Below are 21,393 nucleotides of genomic sequence, written 5' to 3' on the forward strand. Positions count from 1 at the left end.
GTAACAGACATCTGTACGTTTACGGTCACCTGTACGTTAACGTTCGGGTGTGCCTCAGTGACGGAGGACAGCAGATGCGGGTGGAAGCCGATGTCCCGAAATGCGTGGCGTCCGGGCAGTGCGTGGTGGTGGCTCCCGAGGTCTTCGATCAGCGCGACGAGGACGGCGCGGTGGTCCTGCTCGACGAGACGCCGCCGGAGACGCTGACCGAATCCGTGACGAGAGCGATCACGGTGTGTCCGGCGGCAGCCATTCGGTCGGTGGAATCGTGAGACGTTTCGTTGTCGTCGGCGCCTCGGCGGGCGGGCTGGCCACGGCCGAGGCGTTACGCAGAATGGGCCATGACGGTCCCGTCACTCTCATCGGCGCGGAACCTCATGCGCCCTACGACCGGCCTCCGCTGTCGAAGCAGATCCTGACCGGGGAGTGGGGACCGGAGCGGTTGCCCCTGAGGCGGGAGAGCGACCTCGCGGAGCTCGGGCTCGACGTTCGGCTGGGTGTTGCCGCGAGCGGTCTGGATCTTTCAGGTCGGGTCGTCGAGCTGGCCGACGGCGAACAGGTGCCGTACGACGGCCTGGCGATCGCCACAGGTGTCCGCCCCCGCACGCTTCCCGCGGGTGAACGCCTGGCCGGGGTGCACACACTGCGCACGGTCGAGGACGCACTCGCACTGAAGGCGTGTCTTCGGCCCGGCCGCCGGCTGGTGATCGTCGGCGGAGGCTTCCTCGGATCCGAGGTCGCCGCCGTGGCGCGGCGGTTCGGAGTGGAGGTGACGCTGGTGGAAGCCGGTGCCCAGCTTCTGGCGGAGGCCGTTGGCGAGGAAGTCGGACACTTCCTCGCGCGACAGCACACCGAGCATGGCGTTCGGCTGAAGACCGGGGCGACGGTCGTCGAAGTCCTCGGCGCCGGCGACAGGGTCTCCGGTGTGGTGCTGGCAGACGGGACCTCGGTGCCGGCGGACGACCTGGTCGTGGCCATGGGATCGCTGCCCAACACCGAGTGGCTGGCTGGCAGCGGGCTCGACGTGGCGAACGGGCTGGTGTGCGACGAATACTGCGCCGCCGCCACCGGCGTCTACGGCGTGGGCGATGTGGCCCGCTGGTACAACCGGCAGTTCGGCGTCGACATGCGGATCGAGCACCGTACCAACGCGACCGAGCAGGCCCTGGCCGTGGCTCACAACCTGCTGCGTCCCGAAGCGCGGCAGCCGTTCGCCCCCGTGCCGTATTTCTGGTCCGACCAGTACGGGATGAGGATCCAGGCCTATGGCAGCCTGCGGGCGCATCACGAAGCGGCGGTCATCGACGAAGACCCTTCGAGGCCCTGCCTGCTCGTCGCGTACCGAAAGGCGGATCGACTGGTCGGTGTCCTGGGCATCGGCGTTCCGCCCAAGGCCCTGCGCGCCTGGCGAGGACTCGTCGCGGCCGGCACCGCGTGGGACGAAGCCGTGTCCGGAGCCCTCACAGCCTGATCGAACACCATGCACACGACAACATGGGAGATTTCATGTCGATCACAGCAAAAACGAGTGACCTTCCCGACTTTCCCGTCGCCCGCGATCGCGGCTGCCCCTTCGCGGCACCCGCAGAGTACGCCGACTGGCGCCAGGCGGAGGGACTGCAGCGCGTCAGGCTCTTCGAAGGCTCCACCGCCTGGGCGATCAACCGGTACGAGGACATCCGTGTCGCGCTGAGCGACCCACGCTTCAGCGCGGACCACCGGAACCCCAGTCTCCCTTCCCTCCGCCCGATCCCCGCGGACGAACCGCCCACGATGCCCCGCATGGACGACCCCGAGCACGCTCGGCTGCGGCGCATGCTGACCAAGGACTTCATGGTCAAACAGGTCAACGCGAAGCGGCCGTTGATCCAGGACGTCGCGAACCAGTTCCTCGGCGAGATGATCGACAAAGGACAGCCCGCGGACCTGTCGCACGACTTCGCGTTGCCGATCCCGTCACTGGTGATCTCCCTGCTGCTCGGTGTGCCCTACGAGGACCATGAGTTCTTCCAGCACAACAGCGATGCCGCACTCGCCCAGACCTCCACGGATCAGGAGAAGGACCAGGCGATGGGGGAACTGCTCGGCTATCTGGCCGACCTGTCGCACCGGAAGGAACGCGAACCGGCCGATGACATCATCAGCCGGCTGGTCCAGAACCAGCTGGCCGCCGGCGAGCTGACCCGCGAGGACCTCGCGATGATGGGCGTCACGCTCCTCGTCGCCGGGCACGAGACCACGGCCAAGATGATCACACTCAGCGCCATGGTGCTGATGGAGCACCCTGAGGCCAAGGCCCGCATCCGTGACACCGAGGATGCGGCCGTGATCGCCAACGCGGTCGACGAACTGCTGCGCTACACCACGCTCGCGGAGACCGCGATCTTCCGCGTGGCCCTTGAGGACGTGACCATCGCCGGACAGGTCATCCGGGCCGGGGAGGCCATCGTGGCGAACGCGTTCTCCGGCAACCGTGATCTGTCGGCCTTCGGCACCGCCGACACCCTCGACATCGACCGGGACACCAGCGGTCATCTCGCGTTCGGATACGGAGTTCACCAGTGTCTCGGACAGACACTCGCCCGAGCCGAGCTGGAGATCGCGCTGCCCACGCTGTTCCGCAGGCTGCCGGGGCTCAGGCTCGCCGTACCGATCGAGGAGGCTTCGTTCCCGTACCACATGGGCACCCCCCTCCCCGGCATCCCGGTTGCGTGGTGATGAGGGTGGGCGACATGACACGTCTCCAGGACCTGGTCGTCGTCGTGGCCGGCGCGGGAGCCGGTATCGGTGCCGCTACCGCGGCCCGGCTCGCCGCCGAGGGGGCGAGGGTCGTGGTCGGTGACCTCAACGCCACGGGCGCGAAGGAGACGGCGGACAGGATTCGGCGCACCGGGGCGGAAGCGATCGAGGTGACCTTCGACATCTCGGACGAGGCGTCGGTCAACACCTTGGTCAAGACTGCTGTCGAAGCGTACGGACGGCTTGACGGAGTACATGCCAACGCGGCTGATCTGTCGGAGGCCACGGTGGGTCGCGACACCAACGCCGTGGACATCGACCTGGCTGTGTGGGACCGCACGATGGCCGTGAATCTACGCGGATATCTGCTCGTCGCGAGGGCGGCCATTCCGGAGCTGCTCAAGTCCGGTGGCGGAGCACTTGTGTTCACTTCCTCGGCGAAGGCGTTCACGGGGGACGACTCTCTCGTGGCGTATTCGGCGAGCAAGGCGGCAATCAACGCACTGGTTCGACACATTTCCGGCCGATGGGGCAGCGAAGGAATCCGTTCGAACGCTGTCGCGCCGGGTTTTGTGCTCACCAAGGCCAATCAGATCGCCGTGAGCGACGAAGCCCAGGAGCAACTCCTCCAGATGTCGCGAAGTATCCGCAACGGCAGGCCGGACGACATCGCGGCGATGGTCGCCCATCTCATGTCGGTCGACGGTGAATGGATCAACGGCCAGACCATCGCCGTCAATGGAGGCCTTCACCTGCTCGGCTGACCACAGATGACCAGGAGAGCCCTCGACTCCACTGTCCGGACCGGAGCGGCGGCCGCCGAGCCCTCTGCTCCGGTCCGGCGAGCGACACCACGGGCCGACCGGGCCGGCGATTCCTTCCCGGTGACCTGTCGTGACGCTTCGCGATCTTCAGGCTGCACGTTCGTCTTCCAGCGGCAGGAGGAAGAGGGTGGCTCGGGCAATGCGAGTGATGGCCGCTGGGGTGGGACTGGCCCCGCGCAGGGTCTTGACGGTGACTTTCAGCAGGGCATCGTCGCGCTCGGCGACCGCGTGGACGCCACGGATCACGGCGTTGAACGCCTTGTCGGGCTCGGCGAGTTCGTTGCCCTTGGGCTTCTTGACCGGGTGGCGGAGGCCGTCGCCCACGTTCTCGTGGCCGAGGTCGGCCAGGGTGGGGATGCCCAGCGTGGCAGCGATCCGGTTCAGGGCATCGACCAGGCCGTGGGAGCGAGCGCAGGAGGTGTCGTGCCCGCGGCCCGGGCGGACCGGGCAGACCCGGCCCGGCCGGCCGTCCAGGGCGGCGATGATCCCCACGTTCCCGCCGTGGTGCGTGTGTTTTCCGGACCACCACAGGTCCGCGCCGTCGGAACCGGCGATGGACAAGCCGGGCACGCGGTCGGGGCACCGTCAGCCCTTCGGTCACGGGCCGTACTCGTCGTCCGGCAGGCTCGGTCCTATGAATTCCCGTTCCGGATCCGTCAGTTGCGCTCGCGGCAGGCCGGAAGATCTACCGGTCCCGGCCCTGCCGCGAGAACAGACCCCGCAGATTGGTCATCACCGAATACGGGTGCCATAGCGCAGTACGGACAGTGTCGGCAGGGCGGCGGAATTCACGGTTGACGCCTCCCCGGCGCCAACGGCAACTCCTCTTTCCGGCGTCCCTGTTGACAGCGACATGAACCATCAATCATTGTAGTGTACTAGATAAATCAGTCCATGGGGTCGCGTACGAGCCGAAGCGAAGGCGTCCCCAGTCGGTGGGCGAAGACAGACCTGGACACCCTCGCGACCACGCCCCGCCCCGCCCCCGCATCGACGATGTGCTGAAGGTTTCGCCGGAACTGCCGCCGCGGCGCCCCCGATCGGGATCGCGCCGACGCTGAGCGATGCCCGACTCCTCACGCCGGTGGTCATGCCACACCGCTCGGCCGCACATCCGGGCGCCGCGGACCGCGCCGTACCGATCGCGACGTCCGCCGCCTGTTCCCCGCCTTCCCGGCCGGTCCCACTCCAACAAGCGCCTGCGGGCGGCGCCGCCACTGCCACCCGCGGCGAAGTCAATGGTGAACGAGATCCACGACGAGGAGATCCACTTGATAGTCACAGCGAACGAGGCCACACCCGGTGCGGTCGTCACCCAGCTTCCCCCTGACCTGACGGCCATGGACTCCTCGGACCAGGACGTGCTGCGCGAGGCCTACGCCACCTACGCCCTGCTGGTCCTTCGCGGCCGTGAGATCACGGTCGAGGAGCAACTCGCGGTCGGCGAGACCCTGGGGGTCGTCATCGACCAGGCGGCAACCGGCCGGCGTTGGTTCAACATCACCAACCAGAACGGCGGTTACGACGGCCAACTCTGTTTCCACGCGGACTTCTCCAACTCCCATGACCTCCTCACCGGCGCCAGCCTCTACGCGAGCGTGCTTCCCGACGGCCCGACCGCGACGATCTTCGCGCACACCGGATCGGCTCTGGAGCGTCTCCCCGAGGCGCTGCGTGAGCGTATCCGCGACCGTCAGGTCCGCCACTCCGGCATCCTCGGCGCGAGGGGGGCCGATCTCCCCGTGCGTCACCAGCTGGAGAATGCCACCGATCCGCGCGCGGACCACGCTGTCGAGTACGTACACCCCCTGACCGGCAAGCCGATGCTCTTCGTCAGCGACATGCAGAGCGAACGCATCGTCGGCCTGCCCACCGAGGAGAGCACCGCGCTGCTGGACGAGCTGACCGGCTGGGTGCAGCGGCCGGAGTTCGTCTACCGCCATGTGTGGCGGTTGCACGACCTCGTGGTGTGGGACCAGATCGTCATGCAGCACAGCCGGGCCGCCGAGCACGTCACCGGTGAACGCACGCTGCGTCGGGTCTCGTTCACCCACCCTGTCTTCGCCGAGGGCTGTCAGGCGTTCTTCGACGCGATGGGCGGCCGTGCGGGCCGTTCCGGCAGCCAGAAGGTGGTCCAGTGAGGACCGGTGCGGGAGCGGGTGGAGCCCCGCGGGGGGAGACGGGCCTGACCGACGCGGAGATCGAGCGGCTGAGGCTCAGGTACGAGCAGGAGCGCGACAAGCGCCACGACCCGGAAGCCCGCCGGCGATACCGGCTGGCCGAGCCGTCGGCGCCCGAGCGGATCAACGATCCGTTCATGGAGCAGAAGGAGCGTGAACCACTCCAGGACGAGGTCGACGCCATCATGATCGGCGGCGGCTTCGCGGGGCTGGAGGCCGGTGCCCGATTGCGCGAACTCGGTCTCGCCAGGATCCGCATCATCGACAAGGCCGGCGACGTGGGCGGCACGTGGTACTGGAACCGCTACCCCGGCGCACGCTGCGACATCGATTCCTACTGTTACCTGCCGCTGCTGGAGGAAACCGGCTACATACCCAGCGAGAAGTACGTCCTCCAGTCCGAGATCTTCGAGCACTGCAGGAGGATCGCTCGGCAGTACGACCTCTATGAAGACGCCTGTTTCCATACCGCGGTGACCCGCGTCGAGTGGAGCGAGGAGTCGTCGCGGTGGATCGTGGAGACCAACCGCGGAGACCGCATGCGCACCCGCCTGCTCTTCAACGGCCCAGGTCCCCAGCAGCGCGCGCACCTGCCCCTCATCGACGGCATCGAGTCGTTCGAGGGCCACCGGTTCGTCACGAACCGCTGGGACTTCGACTACACCGAGGGCGACGTCAACGGCGGCCTCACGGCACTGGCCGACAAGCGCGTCGCCCTGATCGGGACCGGGGCGACGGCCATCCAGGCGATGCCCGTTCTCGCGCAGCACTGCGAGCAGCTCTATGTGGTCCAGCGCACTCCCTGCTCGGTGGGTCCGCGTGACAACCCGCCGACGGATCCGGAATGGTTCCGCACGCTGAAGCCAGGCTGGCAGGCCGAACGCCGCCGGAACTTCGCCGGCATCACGACGTCCGGCCTGCGGCCCGAACAAGACCTGGTCGACGACGGGTTCAGCCGCTACTTCGGCGCTGTCGCCGCTGCCGTGTCACAGGCGTCCGATCCGCAGACAGCCGGCCGGCGCGCCCAGTTGGTCGACCTGGAGACCCAGGACGCCCGTCGGCGCCATATCGAGGACGTCGTCGAGGACCCCACGCTGGCAGAGGCGCTCAAGCCGTACTTCTGGTTCTTCTGCAAACGGCCGACGTTCAGCAACACCTACTACGAGGCGTTCAACCGGCCCAACGTCGCCCTCCTCGACACCGACGGCAAGGGCCTCGACGCCATCACACCGAAGGGCATCGTCTGCGGCGGGCAGGAGTACGAGGTCGACTGCATCATCTTCTCGACCGGCTACGAGATCGCTCGTGACTACCACACGAAGGCCGGGTTCGACATCGTCGGACGCGACGGCCTCCTCCTGAGCGAGAAGTGGCTCGACGGGCCGTACACCCTGCACAGCATCCAGACCCATGATTTCCCGAACCTGTTCAACATCGGCGGAGTACAGGGAGGCTTTTACCTCAACCACGCCAACCGCATCAGCCAGGACATCGACCACGCGACGGCCATCGTCAGGGAAGCGCTGTCCAGGGGTGCCTCCGTGGTCGAGGCGACGTCGGAGGCGGAGCAGGCATGGGCAGCGGAGATCGAGCGGAACGCCGTCGACGACAGCGCCTTCCTCGAGACGTGCACGCCAGGTCAGTACAACAACGAGGGCCGGCCGCGCGACATCCCGAAGCGGAGCGGCGGCTACGGACCGGGCCCGATCGCGTGGGAGGAGGTGCTGCGGCGGTGGCGCGAGGCCGGCGGCTTCGACGGCGTCACGTTCAGCTGAGTCGTAGAGCTGTCGCTGGTGCCGGGAGACGTACTTGCCCTGCTCGATCCACGTCGCCGGTGCGGCGAGGAGAGCGTCGCTCACCTGCTTGGGCGTGCCGACCACTCGTGCGCCTTGCATGCAAGAGCACCTGCCTGCCGGTATCGGGCGGCTTGAGCCAGGGGCTCCCGGAGAACCGAATGTCGCTTGGCGGGCATCCTGCCCGCGACAGCGGCCCGCGACCGTGAGGACCACATCGGCACGTTGACTCTCGGTGAATCCCTGACCCGGCACCGGCTCGCCGGCGCGCCCGTATCGACTCACCCGGCGCCGGTGGGCGCCCACCGGCACCTACCCGGACGGTTCGAGAAGGGGCAGGCCGAGAGCTTCTTCAGAACGGCCACCGATCAGGTGACGTCCAGGGACGCGGGTCGGGCCGGCGCGGTGACAGACACCCTGCTCACCGATCGTCGATATCAGAGGCTCCGCACCCGATGGAAGGGCGGCTGAAGAAGCTCACTGACACCGTGTCGGGAACATCGAGCGCCTCGACATCGGACACCTGGACAAGCAGGCACTCCGCCCAGCGGGCTCAGGCCGACGCCGGGTCCGCGTCACGGGCCGCCCTGAGTGTGGAAAACGCCCGCCGGTACACGCGCACCGTACCGTCGAAGCCCTGCGAAGACGCCTCCTCCCGGACGCCGGCCGCGGAGACCATCGGGCTCTACCGGCCCACCGCCGAGGGAGCCGAGATCAGCGGCGACTGGTTCGACGCCCTTTCCCTGCCTTCACCCCGGGTGGCCTTCGTGGTGGGCAACGAGCACACGTCACGCCTGCGACGGAGGCGACCTCGACAGCGGCGTCCAGGGCCTGGCGAGCGACCTCGCCACCCTGTACCGCTCCGGTCAGGAACTGGACACCATCGGGCGCACCCTCCTCGCCAGCTCCGACGGCACCCGGCCCGATGACGGCATCGCCCTCCTCCTCGCCCGGACCCACGCGATCCCAGCCGACTCCACCGCACACTGGGAACTCCCCGCCGACCCGGCCATCGTCGCCGAAGCCCGAAAACTGACCACCCGGCAACTGAACATCTGGAGACTGGACGAACTCGCCTTCACCACCGAACTCGTCGTCAGCGAACTGGTGACCAACGCCCTCCGCTACGCCGGCGGCCCGATCGGCCTGCGCGTGCGGTGCAGGCCCATGTCCTGGAGCACCTCGTCCACTTCGGCGGCGGTGAGCGGCTGGAGCGGCAGGGGCTGTGCCGTCGGCACGGTGCGCAGTCCGGCGAGGAACAGGCACAGAGGGCGGCGCCAGGCCTCGGGGGTGGTCGTGGTGGCGAGAGCCGGAACGGCGCGCCCCAGGACGGCCAGCGCGAACAGCACGTCCTCGACGGTCGCATCGGAGCGGACCGTGCCCTCCTCCTGGCCGCGGCGCAGCAGGAGATCCAGGGTCTCGCGGTTGTGGGCATGCACGGCCTGCAACAGGTCGGCGTCGTTCAGGCAGGCGGCCTCATGGTCTTTCGCGCCGCGGGCGGCGGCCATGGTGGTGAAGACCGCCGTCATGTACCCGGTCAAGCCCGCCCATGCGTCCGCCGCCGCCCTGGCCTCCGTGCCGGCGGCGATCGTGCCGGTCATCTCCTGGTGGAAGACGGCGTCGATGAGGTCGGCCCGGCTGGGAAAGTGACGGTAGAGCGTCGCGTTGCCCACACCGGCCCGGCGGGCGATCATATCCAGCGGCGCCTGCAAGCCCTGCGCGGTGAAGACCTCATGCGCCGCTTCCATCAACAGTTCCCGGTTGCGCCGGGCGTCGCGCCGCAGCGTGCTCATCCTCGTCCTCCAGACCCGAGCGGGGGTGTACGCCCCGGTCCCGATGCTATCGCCGGGCCCGAGGCGTTGATCAGGTCCTGCTGTCACCAGGGCGCGAAGCGAAGATCATCACCTGCCTTCCCCGCACGCGGGTCGTTCCCCGTGCGTTCTCCGCACGGAGTCGGCCCTAACACCCGCGCGGGGCAGACGGTGTGTCACATGGGCCGAAGTCCGCCCCCGACCGTCGGGACGACGGAGAAGGCGGCGCCGTCGGCATCGATGATGGCGTGCTTGCGGCCGCTGAGCGCCGCGGTCACGGCGCCGAGCGGCGGTTTCGGAGGATCGGGGTGAGCGAGTCGAGCACCGAGGCGTCCTCGATGGTCGGCGGCACGGACTCGTCCCGGCCGTCCGCGATCCCCTTCATCGTCCGGCGCAGGATCTTGCCGGACCGCGTCTTCGGCAGAGCGGGTACGACGGCCACGTCCCGGAAGGCCGCCACCGGGCCGACGTCGCGCCGGACGGCCGCGATCAGCTCGGCCCTCAACTGGTCTTCGTCGGGCGCGACACCGGACTTGAGGACGACCAGGCCGAAGGGAACACTCCCCTTGAGCTGGTCGGGGACACCGATCACGGCGCACTCCGCGACCGCGGGATGCCCGGCCAGAGCAGCCTCGATCGCACCGGTCGACAGGCGGTGGCCGGCCACGTTGATCACGTCGTCGGTGCGGCCCATGACGAACAGGTAGCCGTCGTCGTCGAAGTACCCGGAGTCCCCGGTGTGGTAGAAGCCGGGGTAGCGGCTGAGATAGGAGTCCAGGTACCTCTCGTCGTCCTCCCACAGCGTCGGCAGCGCGCCCGGGGGCAGCGGAAGCCTGATGACGATCTCGCCCTCCTGCCCGGGCTTCACCGATTGGCCGTCGCCGTCCACCACCCGCACGTCCCACCCCGGCACGGGCACGGTCGCGGATCCCGGCTTGACCGGCATCGGCTCCAGACCGCGCGGGTTCGCCACGATCGGCCAGCCCGTCTCGGTCTGCCACCAGTGGTCGGTCACCGGAACGCCCAGCTTGTCCGAGGCCCAGTGGAGCGTCTCCGGATCGAGCCGCTCACCCGCGAGGAACAGCGAGGTCAGAGACGAGATGTCGTACTTGCCCACCTCGGCCGCGTCCGGGTCGACCTTCCTGATCGCCCGGATCGCGGTGGGCGCGGTGAAGATCGTCTTGACACCGTACTCCTGGACGATCCGCCAGAACGCGCCGGCGTCTGGCGTCCCGACCGGCTTCCCCTCGTACATGACCGTGGTGGCGCCGACCAGGAGCGGGGCGTACACGATGTAGCTGTGGCCGACCACCCAGCCGACGTCCGAGACGGTCCAGAAGACATCGCCGGCGTGGACGTCGTAGATCGCTCCCATCGACCAGGCGAGCGCGACGGCATGGCCGCCGGTGTCCCGCACCACGCCCTTGGGCTTCCCGGTCGTACCGGACGTGTAGAGGATGTACAGCGGGTCGGTGGCCGACACCGGCACCGGCTCGGCCGGCGCGGCTCCGGGCACGACGTCGTCCCAGTCGACGTAGCCGGGACCGAGATCGGCCCGGAGGGTCTCGCGCTGCAGCATCAGGGTGTGATCGGGTCGGTGGCTGCTCAGCTTCAGGGCCTCGTCGAGAACGGGCTGGTACGCCACGACCCGTGCGGGCTCGATCCCGCACGAGGCCGCCACGACCACCTTGGGACGCGCGTCCTCGATGCGCACCGCCAGTTCCTTCGGCGCGAACCCGCCGAACACCACCGAGTGCACGGCGCCGATGCGGGCGCAGGCGAGCATCGTCATCGCGGCCTCGGGCACCATCGGCATGTAGACGACGACACGGTCCCCCCGGCCGACCCCCAGGTCCCGCAGGGCACCCGCCACGCGGGCGACCTCGTGGCGCAGCTCACGGTAGGTGTACGACTTCTTCCCCGGCACCATCGCCGAGTCCCAGATCAGTGCGGTCCGGTCGCCGAATCCGTTGTCGACGTGCCGGTCAAGCGCGTTCGCGCAGGTGTTGAGCCGACCGTCGGGGAACCACCGGAAGAACGGCGCCTTCGCGTCGTCGAGCCCGCGGGGGGGCTCGACGTCCCAGTCGATCAGCCGGGCGGCCCGGAGCCAGAAGCCGTCCGGGTCCTCAAGGCTGCTCGCGTGGGTCCTCGCGTGTTCTCCCATGGACGGGTCCTGCCTTTCTGGTGGGTCCGCTCCGAACGCCCCGTGAGGATACGGGGATCATGGAGATTCGGGTACGGCTCGTGCGGGTGTCTCTGCCAGGGCTCGGAGGGGTCGGGCGCGCGGAGCGCCACGGGCGACTCGGTCGTCAGGGTGGGTGCCGCAGCGATCGCCGCCGTAGAAGGCCCAGAACATGCGGCAACGAGGATGAAGCCAGCCGACCGGGCGGCGGCCGGTCACGCGTCCCGCGCCGGCACCCGGAGCCGGTCGAGTGGACCAGGAGCCGTGGTCGGGCCGTCCGGTGCGGCCCGTCGCACCGGAAGGGTGGAGGCCGTGGAGTGTGTCGGGGTGACGACGGCTTGCACAACCACGGACCAACTTAGATTACGTCCGTAACTTTAGGCATGGACGCCCTCTGCACCGCAAGCCCCTGCCGCAGGCCGGAGAGTCCTCGAAGCGGTACGGCAGCACCGGCGGATCCCCGCCCGGAAATCGAACGGCCCTGGACAGGCGACACGGGCATGCCAAAATGGCGGAGCCGTTGGGCTGGGGCGACCAGCGGTGCGGGCATACGTCGGTCGGGTACCCGGAGGTGGCAGGTTGGCACGTCGCCCCAGTCGGAGCGCACCGCGAGGGGAGTCGACGGTTCGCCCAGCCCACTCGCAAGTCCCCCGCACCGCACCGGACTTCGCCGGCCGCTCGGACGAGCTCGCCGCCGTGCGCGGCGCGTTGGCGGAGGGGCCGGCTCTGGTCGTGGTGGCGGGCGAGGCGGGGATCGGGAAGACACGGTTCATCCGTGAAGCGGTCGCCGCGGTGCCGGGGCGGACGGCGCTGACCGCGACCTGCCCACCGCTGCCCGAGCCGTTCACCCTCGGGGCGGTGGTCGACGGGATCCGGCGGCTGTGCCCACGACCGGGCTCAGACCTGGAACTGTCCCCGTTGGCCGGTGCGTTACGGCCGTTGTTCCCCGACTGGGCCGACCTGCTGCCGTCGCCGCCCGAGGAGCTGGGCGACCCCAAGGAGACCCGGCACCGGATCCTGAGCGCCCTGACGGAACTGCTGGGGCGGCTGGGCGTCGACGTCCTGATCGTCGAGGACGCCCACTGGGCGGACCCGACGACTCTGGAATGGCTGCTCACGCTCACCGCCACCAGCAGGCCCGGCCTGTCGATCGTGGTCTCGTACCGCCCGGACGAGGTGCCGGGCGGCTCGCTCCTGCCCCGGCTGACCTCTCGGGTACCGGCCGAGGTGACGCTGGTGCGACTGGAGCTGGAGCCGCTGGACCTCGCGGGCACCCGCGAGCTGGTCGCCTCCATGTTCGACACCCCGGAGGTGTCGGCGGAGTTCGTGTCGTTCCTCCACCGGCACACCGACGGGGTCCCGCTCGCCGTCGAGGAGTGCGTCCTGCTGCTGCGCGACCGCGAGGACATCGTGCGCCGCGACGGCACCTGGATCCGGCGGGTCCTGACCGAGCTCAAGGTGCCGGCGACCCTGCGGGACTCGGTGACGGAGCGGGTGGAGCGGCTCGATGTCGAAGCACGGAGGATTCTGGAGGCCGCGGCCGTACTGGACGCGCCGTGCTCCGAGACGCTGCTGACCGAGGTGGCGGAGCTGGCATCCGAGGACGGCCGGACGGGGCTGGCGGTGGCGCTGCGGTCGGGGCTGCTGCGGGAGCAGACGCCCGGAGCGTATGTCTACCGGCACGCGCTGGACTGCCTGGCCGTGTACGGGGCGCTACCCGCGTCGGACAGGCGCCGCCTGCACGCCAGGGCGGCGGCCTGCCTGCGCCCGGCCCGGCCCGAACCCGTCGCGCGGCTGTTCCGGCACTGCCGGGAGGCGGGCGACGTCGAGGGCTGCTGCCGGTACGGGGAGGCCAGCGCCGACGTGGCGCTGGAGTCCGGTCACGACCGCGGCGCGGTCCTGACCCTGCTGAGTCTGCTCACCGTGCCGGACCTCACGACCGCCGACCGGTCCCGGCTCGTACGCAAGATGGGGAGCGCCGCGGTCTTCGGCGCCCGTGACGTCAGCGATCTCGCGGGGGCCGTGCTCGACGCCGTCCGACGAGTCCTGTCGCGCGACGATCTGCCGCGTCAGGACCGCGGTGAGATCAAGCTGTTGCTCGGCCGGCTGCTGCGGGAGATCGGCGACGAAGCCGCCGCCTTCGAGGAGATCGAGGACGGCGTCGGGCTGCTGCGGGACCGGCCCGACCTGGCCGCGACGGCGATGTCCGTCCTGGCCATGCCCCTGGTGCCGGGCTGGTCTGCCGCCCGGCACCGTGACTGGCTGGCGCGGGCGACGGCCCTGATGCCCCGGATCGAGTCGCCGTCCGACCGGCTCCGGGTGGCGACGAACCGGGCCACGGCCCTCCTCATGCTCGGCGAGGAGAGCGGGTGGCAGGCGGCGGACGAGGTCCACGACGCCGTCGGCGCATCGGCGCCGGAGCGCCGGCTGCTCGTCCGCTTCCTGTTCAACGTGGGCCAGATCGCCATCGTCTGGGGCCGCTACGGCGAGGCCCGCGCCCGGCTCACCGCGGCGACCGAACTCGTGGAGGCGACCGGCTACCGGCGGCTGCGGAACACCCTCCGGGTTCCGTTCGCCTATCTGGACTGGTGCACGGGCGACTGGGCCGGACTGGACGCCACGGTCACCGCGCTGGCCGCCGACCGGGACACAAACACCTACGCGGCACGGCTGGCCCGGCAGATCCACGCCGTACTGGCCCTCGCCCGCGGCGACCGCGGTACGGCCGCCCGGCGCACTCTGCGCGACATCGCCGACGAACTCGCCGGGGACGGTGTGTGCGAGCCGGAGACCGGTCTCGCGGCGGCCGTGCTCGCCCGGTCGTACCTGGCCGACGGCGACCACGGCGCGGCGCTGGAGGTCACCGGCCGGGTCGTGGAGCTGATCGAGCGCAAAGGCGTGTGGCTCTGGGCCGCGGACATCCTCCCCGCGCACCTCGACGCCCTGGCCGGCACCGGCCGACTCGACGACGCCACCCGGCTGCTGGGGCGGTACGCGGAGGGCATCCGCGACCGGGACGCGCCCGCCGCGGCGGCGGCGCTGGCGCTCGGCCGGGCGGTCGTCGCCGAGGCGCGCGGCGACCTGGAACCGGCCGCTGCGACCTTCGCGGCGGCGGCATCGGCCTGGGCCGCCCTGCCGCGTCCGTACGACGAGTTGCTGGCCCTGGAGAGAAGCGGCCGATGCCTGCTCGGCCGCGGCGACGCCGACCGGGCCCTCGCGCTCCTCGGCACCGTGCAGCGGCGGCTGTGGACACTGGGCGCGCGCACGGACGCGAACCGGGTGGCCCAACTGCTGCGCGAGCACGGGATGGAGGTGACCCGTGCCTGGCGCGGGGGCCCGCGCGGCTACGGACCTCGGCTCTCCCCGCGCGAACAGCAGGTCGTGGCGCTGGTCGCACAGGGAATGACCAACCGGACGGTGGCCGCGGAGTTGTTCGTCTCCCCGAAGACCGTCGCCACACAACTCAGCTCCGCGATGCGCAAGTTGGGAGTCTCGTCGCGCGCCGCCGTGGTCAGGGCCGCGGTCGAGGCCGGGGTGTTGCCGGTGGAGTCCGACAACTCGGCTCCCCGCGGCTGACTTTTCGGTCAACTGCCTGATCGCCGTGGGGCCTTGGGACCCGCCACGCTTGGGTGCCATGCGAGTCGACCCGCACGCACAACCGCAGGGCGAGGAGTCCACCGAACCCGACCCGCCCGACGTGCTCGGCGCCCCCGACATGCCCGGCGCCCCCGATGTCCCCGATGTCCCCGATGAAGAGGAGCCAGCCGTCAGCAGGCACGACGACGGCCGGTTCGAACCCCTCTGAACCGGTTCCCCCCAACCGCCGTTCTCGGAAAGGATCCTCTTGACACCCCCCACCTCAAGCCACCGCGGCAGACGCCTCGGGCGTCCCTGTTCCCGCCTGGCCGCCTCGGTCGTCGCCGCCGCCCTGACCGGAGCCCTGCTCGCCGCGGCCCCCGTCGACGCGGCGGGCACCGAGCCCGGCACAGCCACCGACCCGACGTCGATCACCCTGATCACCGGTGATGTCGTCCACGTCACCGAACTCGGCGGCGGACGGCGCAGCATACAGGTGACGGCCGGCCAGGGCCGCTCGGACGTCGTCTTCTACCAACGGCAGCATGCCGGGGACTTCAGCGTCATCCCGTCGGACGCGATGGGCCTGGTGGCCGACGGCACCCTGGACGCCCGGCTGTTCGACATCACCGCCCTCACCCGGATCGGGTACGGCGACGCCGGTACCGACTCCCTGCCCCTGATCGTGGAGCACACCGGGGCCCGTACGCCCGCGGTCCTCGCCGACGCCGACGGCGCGACCGTGCGGCACACCCTGCGGAGCATCGACGCCACCGCCGTCGAGGAACGGCACGACGACGCCGCCGCCTTCTGGTCGGACATCGTGCGCGATCCGGGTACGGCGCGCTCGGCGAAGCTGGACGGCGGGCTGGCCAAGGTGTGGCTGGACGCACCGGTCCGGATCCGCGACGACATCGGCAACGCGCAGATGGGCGTCCCGGCGGCCCGCGCGGCCGGTTACACCGGCGCGGGCGTCAAAGTGGCCGTCCTCGACTCCGGCTGGGACCACGACCACCCCGACCTCCAGGGCCGCGTGCTCGCGGAACGCAACCTGATCGACGGCTCGGACGACGCGGACGACGACAACGGCCACGGCACCCATGTGGCCGGCATCATCGCCGGCACCGGGGCCGCCTCGAACGGTCGCCACGAGGGTGTGGCGCCCGAGGCCTCGCTGCTCATCGGCAAGGTGCTCGACGCCGAGGGCAGCGGCTTCAGCTCCGACATCATCGACGGCATGGAATGGGCGGTGGCCGAGGGCGCCGACATCGTCAGCATGAGCCTCGGCAGCACCGTGCCGACCGACGGCACCGACCCGCTGGCCCAGGCGGTGGACACCCTGTCCGCGCAGTCGAGGACGCTCTTCGTGGTCGCGGCCGGGAACGCCGGCCCCGGCGCCGGCACCGTCGCGTCACCGGGCTCGGCCGACGCCGCCCTCACCGTCGGCGCGGTCGACTCCACCGGCGCCCTCGCCTCCTTCTCCAGCCGCGGGCCCCGCCTCGGGGACGGCTCGATCAAGCCGGACGTCACCGCTCCCGGCGTGAACGTGATCTCGGCCCGCGCCAAGGGCACCCCCGTCGGGGACTACGACCCGGTCGGCCCCGACGGCCCGATCGACGACGACTACACCGCGCTGTCCGGCACGTCGATGGCGACACCGGGGGCGGCGGGCGCCGTGGCCCTGCTCGCCCAGGAGCACCCGGACTGGAACGGAGTACAGCTCAAGGCCGCGATCATGAGCGCGGCCGACCCCCAGCCCGCGCAGAACGTCTACGAACAGGGCAGCGGCCTCGTCGACGTGGCCAGGGCCACCAGCCAGCCGGTGACCGCCTCCCCCGCCTCGCTGCGGGTCGGCCCGTTCGCCTGGCCGCACACCTCGCACCCGGCCGAGACCAGGACGATCACCTACCGCAACGACGGCGACGTCCCGGTGGCCCTGGGCATCCACCCGACACTGACCTCGCCCGCCGGAGCGACGGCACCCGAGGGTCTGCTGCGTCTGTCCGCCGACGAGGTGACCGTGCCGGCGCACGGCGAGTCCGCCGTGGACGTGACCGTCGACCCGTCCGCCGGCGTACCGGCGAGCGGAGGATCCTACGCATGGCGGTTCGAGGCGACGACCGCCGACGGCGCCACCCGCGTGGAGACCACGCTCGCGGCGCCGTTCGAGGAGGAGAGCTACGACTTCACCCTCACCGCGCTCGACCGCAACGGACACGCCCCGCTCGCGCCGTACCAGACCACGGTCGTCATCGACGCGCTCGACGGGACCGGCTCGACGGCGGTCGCGTCGGTCAACTCGACCACACCCGAGGTGCGCGTCCGGCTCCCCAGGGGCAGATACGGGCTCACCGCCCTCACCAGCACTGCGGACCCCGACACGAAGGAGGTCACCGACCTCACCCTCGAAGCGCGGCCGTCGGTCACCCTCGACAAGGACGTGGCGATCGAGTTCGACGCCCGCAGGGGCAGGCCGGCCTCGGTGGGCGTGCCGGACGACACGGTCGCTCCCTGGTTCCGTGAGTTCGGCGGGCAGACCACGGCGACCGACTCCACCGGCGTGCAGGAGACGTCGTCCTTCGGGGTCTTCGCCCCGGACTTCTCGACGACCGCCCTGTCCGCCGTCCCCACCCCGGCCCCGGACCGGGACACGTCCTACCGCTACTACTACCGCACCACTCTCGCGGCACCGGCGGACCCCGGCGCGCTGATCGCCGGCCCCGTCTACTCTCTCGTGGAGGAGAAGCGGCGCGGCATACCCGACCGGCTCTCCTACAAGGTTCCGGTCCGGCGGCTGGCCAAGGTGGATGCCTGGTACGCCCAGCGGGACGGCCAGCTCGACGGAGCGGCCCGCACCATCTCGGGCTTCCTCGGCGGGCAGACCAGCCTCGTCACCGTGGTGCGCAACGTGCCGCTCGCCGCCCGCCGGGTGGAGTACTACAGCGCGGATCCTGACGTGCAGTGGACCGGCGCGCTCGGGGAGTTCAAGACCCCGGACGGCAGCAGCTACTACGGACTCGGACGTCAGCTGGCCGACCCCCGGACCTACCGGCCGGGCACGACGACCAAGGAGACCTGGAACTACCCGGTGGCCGGTCCGGCCCTGGCCGCGAACGGGCAGTTCCTGACCCGGTCCGGAAACCGGATCACACCCGCGTTCTCCCTGTGGGGCGACTCGAACCCGGACCACCACGACTGGAACGACCGGGCGTTCAGCCAGGCCGTCGCGACGCTCTACCGCAACGGGAGCGAGGTCGGAAAGCTGGACCGTCCGTGGCCGGACGAGACGGACTTCGACAACTTCTTCGAGTACTGGGACGTTCCCGCAGGCCCGGCCGACTACCGGCTGGACGTCTCCGCGACCCGCAACACGTTCTGGCACGGCCAGCGGTCGCAACGGGTCGAGGCCAGCTGGTCGTTCCCCTCGGACACCACGGACTCCAGCGTCCCCCTGCCGCTGACCGTGCTGCGCTTCCAGCCACCGACCGACCTGTACGGCGTCGCACCGGCGGGCACGGCCTTCACCGTGCCGTTCACCGTGCAGCAGCAGGGGCCGCGGACGCACCGTGACCTCAAGGCGTTGCAGGTCGAGGTCTCGTACGACGACGGGGCGACGTGGACGAGTGCCGCCTCGCGGGTCCACGGCAAGGGCGGCCGGGTCGTCCTGACCCACCCCGCCGCGAGCTCCGGCAGCGGCTGGGCGTCCTTGCGCGCAACCGGTGAGGACCGCTCCGGCAACACCTTCAGCCAGACGGTGATCCGGGCCTACCGCATCGGCTGACGGCCACCTGGGCCGGGCGGGGACACGATGTCCCTCGCCCGGCCCAGCAACGCGCCCGCTCCCCCGCCGGTGCAGCACAGCGTCGGACACCAACGCGTACTCCGTAGACTTCCATCATGGAACGGAAGAGCTTTCAGGACATGAGCTGCCCGATCGCACTCACTCTGGAGCATGTGGGCGAGTGGTGGAGCATCCTCATCCTCCGCGACGCGACGCACGGCATCACACGGTTCGACGACTTCCAGAAGAGCCTGGGCATCTCCCCGAACTCCCTGACCCGGCGACTCGGCTCACTGGTCGAAGCCGGCCTGCTGGAGCGACGCCTCTACAACGAGCGCCCTCCCCGCTACGAGTACGTGCTCACCAAGACCGGCAACGCCTTCGTCCCGGTCCTCATCGCGCTGCACGCCTTCGGCATGCACCACTTCCCGCCGGAGCAGCCGAACGTCCGCCTTGTCGACAAACAGACCGGCATCGACGTAGACCCGCTCTTCATCGACCGCTCGACCGGCCTCCCCATCGACGAGGAGCACGCCGCCTTCCTGCCGGGCCCCGCCGCGAACGACCGGCTCCGCGCGGTACTGGAGCGGCGGAACGAGCAGGCCTCCTCGTAGAGACCGCAACGTTACTTCCATCACGGCAGCGAGTCACTTGCGTGATGATAGTAACCCTCCTAGTGTTAACGCCCGGGCCCGTCAGCGTCGCGAGCATGCGGACCGCCCACGAGTAGCGCACGCCCCTCGCGACGAGCCGCCGGCCGCCCGACCCTTCCCCGCCCACCCTCAGACGCGCAGGCCACCCGGCCTCCAGAGCCTTTGTCGGCCGCGACCACGAACCGCACGTCGACGAACCATTAAATTACGTTCGTACGACCATGAGGCGGCTCGTGGTTCCCGAACCCGCCGGACGAGCGCGTCCAGAAATGAGGCCCCCATGCCTGACCTGCCCTTCCAGTCGGCCGCCGACCAGGTGGACGCGATCGCCTCGGGCAAGGTCTCGAGCGAGGAACTGCTGGAGACCTACCTCAGCCGGATCGACGCCCACAACGGAACGCTGAACGCGATCGTCACCCTCGACGTCGAGCGTGCGCGGCGCGACGCCAGGAGCGCCGACGAGAAGCGGGCGAGCGGGGCCGAGCTCGGTCCGCTGCACGGGCTGCCGATCACGGTGAAGGACAGTTACGAGACGGCCGGCCTGCGGACGGTGTGCGGCCGGCGGGACCTCAGGACGTACGTGCCCGACCAGGACGCCGAGGCGGTACGACGGCTGCGTGCCGCCGGCGCGGTGATCGTCGGCAAGACCAACATGCCCGCGGGAAACCAGGACGTCCAGGCGGACAACCCGGTATTCGGGCCGACGCTGAACCCGTGGAACACCGCCCGTACCTCCGGAGGCTCCGCGGGCGGTGGCGCCGTGGCGACCGCCGCCGGGCTGACCGCCCTCGACTTCGGCTCCGAGATCGGCGGCTCGACCCGCGTCCCGGCGCACTTCAACGGCCTCTACGGGCACAAGGCGACCTGGCGGTCCATCCCGCTGATCGGCCATGTCCCGGGCGGTCCTGGCGTAGGGCGGTGGGGGGAGATCGACCTCGCCTGCGCGGGCGCCCAGGTGCGTGAGGCCCGCGATCTCGTTCCCGTCCTGCGGGCGACCGTGGGACCGCCCGAGCGGGACGGCGGATTCAGCTACACCCTCGCCCCGCCGCGGGCGGAGAAGCTGGGCGACTTCCGGGTCGCGGTGTGGACCGAGGACCCGCTCTGCCCCATCGACCACGACGTCAGGGCCGCGGTGGACGACGCCCTCGGGGCGCTCAAGACGGCCGGCGCGAAGGTCGAGGTCCAGCCCGTGAGCCTGCGCGTCGACATGGCGACCAGCCATGACATCTTCCTGCGCCTGCTCTTCGGCGCGTTCACCTACGACCGGTCCGGACTGACCCCGGCCTCGAACGCCGCGCTCCTCGCGCGTGTCGTCCAGCGCCCCCGCGGGGAGGCGATGTACGCGCTGCGCGGAACCTTCCAGTCCCACTACAGCTGGCTCCAGGCGGACATGGCACGTCATGAGCTGCGCGAGCGGTGGGTCGACTTCTTCCGGGACTTCGACGTCCTGCTGCTGCCGGTCACCTCGACCACGGCTCCGCCGCATCACAACCAGCCCGTCGACAGGTTCGGACGCCTGCTCCAGGTCGACGACCGGTCCCGCCCCTACTGGGACCAGGTCAAGTGGAGCGCCCTCGCCAACGTGGCCGGCAGTCCGGCGACCACCTTCCCCGTGCGGACGGGCCGGGACGGCCTGCCCGTCGGGCTGCAGGTGATGGGGCCGAGCGGCGGCGACCTCACCACGATCAGGTTCGCCGAGCTTCTGGGCCAGGAGCTGGAGGGCTACCAGCCCCCGCCGGCCTTCGTGTGACGAGCCGCCGCCACTGCCCCGAGCCGCGCCCTCCAGACAATTCCGGCTGACGCCGCCACCCCCTAGGAAAGCCCCGATGAACTCGCTGGACACCCCCCTCACTC

Annotated in this window: 13 protein-coding genes and 1 pseudogene; 11 read left to right on the top strand and 3 right to left on the bottom strand. The window is 70.4% G+C overall.

All coding sequences use genetic code 11. The annotated features are described in order from the left end of the window. The first annotated feature begins 74 nt into the window (after positions 1-74). Genes ACZ619_RS20650 through ACZ619_RS20665 form a run of 4 tightly spaced genes read left to right on the top strand, consistent with a single transcriptional unit; the run spans position 75 to position 3,503 of the window. Complete coding sequence (locus ACZ619_RS20650; protein WP_469600768.1) at positions 75-272, top strand: ferredoxin; 198 nt, start codon at positions 75-77, stop codon at positions 270-272. Continuing rightward, the gene (locus tag ACZ619_RS20655; protein WP_469600770.1) at positions 269-1,471 is read left to right on the top strand and encodes an NAD(P)/FAD-dependent oxidoreductase; all 1,203 of its coding nucleotides are present in this window, start codon (positions 269-271) and stop codon (positions 1,469-1,471) included. The genes ACZ619_RS20650 and ACZ619_RS20655 overlap by 4 nt, the downstream gene beginning before the upstream one ends. Before the next feature lie 35 nt (positions 1,472-1,506). Further along, complete coding sequence (locus ACZ619_RS20660) at positions 1,507-2,718, top strand: cytochrome P450 (protein WP_469600772.1); 1,212 nt, start codon at positions 1,507-1,509, stop codon at positions 2,716-2,718. A gap of 14 nt (positions 2,719-2,732) precedes the next feature. After that, complete coding sequence (locus tag ACZ619_RS20665; protein ID WP_469600773.1) at positions 2,733-3,503, top strand: SDR family NAD(P)-dependent oxidoreductase; 771 nt, start codon at positions 2,733-2,735, stop codon at positions 3,501-3,503. Between the two features lie 147 nt (positions 3,504-3,650). On the opposite strand, the pseudogene ACZ619_RS20670 reads toward ACZ619_RS20665, so the two are convergent. Beyond that, positions 3,651-4,112, bottom strand: a pseudogene (locus ACZ619_RS20670) (transposase family protein); the annotation flags it as partial. 722 nt (positions 4,113-4,834) lie between these two features. Between ACZ619_RS20670 and ACZ619_RS20675 the strand changes: the two are divergent. Together ACZ619_RS20675 and ACZ619_RS20680 are read left to right on the top strand one after the other, a co-directional pair. Continuing rightward, complete coding sequence (locus ACZ619_RS20675) at positions 4,835-5,704, top strand: TauD/TfdA dioxygenase family protein (protein WP_469600775.1); 870 nt, start codon at positions 4,835-4,837, stop codon at positions 5,702-5,704. Further along, positions 5,701-7,518 (top strand): flavin-containing monooxygenase, encoded by a 1,818-nt coding sequence (locus ACZ619_RS20680; protein ID WP_469600777.1) that lies wholly within the window; start codon positions 5,701-5,703, stop codon positions 7,516-7,518. Before ACZ619_RS20675 ends, ACZ619_RS20680 begins: the two co-directional genes overlap by 4 nt. A gap of 1,142 nt (positions 7,519-8,660) precedes the next feature. Here ACZ619_RS20680 and ACZ619_RS20685 read toward each other — a convergent pair. Together ACZ619_RS20685 and ACZ619_RS20690 are read right to left on the bottom strand one after the other, a co-directional pair. Continuing rightward, complete coding sequence (locus ACZ619_RS20685) at positions 8,661-9,329, bottom strand: TetR/AcrR family transcriptional regulator (RefSeq protein ID WP_469600780.1); 669 nt, start codon at positions 9,327-9,329, stop codon at positions 8,661-8,663. A gap of 292 nt (positions 9,330-9,621) precedes the next feature. Next, on the bottom strand, positions 9,622-11,511 hold the full coding sequence (locus ACZ619_RS20690; RefSeq protein ID WP_469600782.1) for a propionyl-CoA synthetase: 1,890 nt from the start codon (positions 11,509-11,511) through the stop codon (positions 9,622-9,624). A 558-nt stretch (positions 11,512-12,069) separates the two neighbouring features. Between ACZ619_RS20690 and ACZ619_RS20695 the strand changes: the two genes are divergently transcribed. The 5 genes from ACZ619_RS20695 to ACZ619_RS20715 all read left to right on the top strand — a co-directional run bounded on the left by ACZ619_RS20695 (position 12,070) and on the right by ACZ619_RS20715 (position 21,289). After that, positions 12,070-15,105 (top strand): helix-turn-helix transcriptional regulator, encoded by a 3,036-nt coding sequence (locus ACZ619_RS20695; RefSeq protein WP_469600787.1) that lies wholly within the window; start codon positions 12,070-12,072, stop codon positions 15,103-15,105. 58 nt (positions 15,106-15,163) lie between these two features. Then, the gene (locus ACZ619_RS20700) at positions 15,164-15,334 is read left to right on the top strand and encodes a hypothetical protein (RefSeq protein ID WP_469600789.1); all 171 of its coding nucleotides are present in this window, start codon (positions 15,164-15,166) and stop codon (positions 15,332-15,334) included. Between the two features lie 39 nt (positions 15,335-15,373). Further along, complete coding sequence (locus tag ACZ619_RS20705) at positions 15,374-18,886, top strand: S8 family serine peptidase (RefSeq protein WP_469600792.1); 3,513 nt, start codon at positions 15,374-15,376, stop codon at positions 18,884-18,886. A gap of 116 nt (positions 18,887-19,002) precedes the next feature. Further along, a complete protein-coding gene (locus ACZ619_RS20710; RefSeq protein ID WP_469600794.1) occupies positions 19,003-19,500 on the top strand; it encodes a winged helix-turn-helix transcriptional regulator in 498 nt (165 codons plus the stop codon). 319 nt (positions 19,501-19,819) lie between these two features. Further along, the gene (locus tag ACZ619_RS20715; protein WP_469600796.1) at positions 19,820-21,289 is read left to right on the top strand and encodes an amidase; all 1,470 of its coding nucleotides are present in this window, start codon (positions 19,820-19,822) and stop codon (positions 21,287-21,289) included. The last annotated feature ends 104 nt before the right edge of the window (positions 21,290-21,393 follow it).

It is taken from the genome of Streptomyces sp. NPDC104367 (assembly GCF_055583825.1).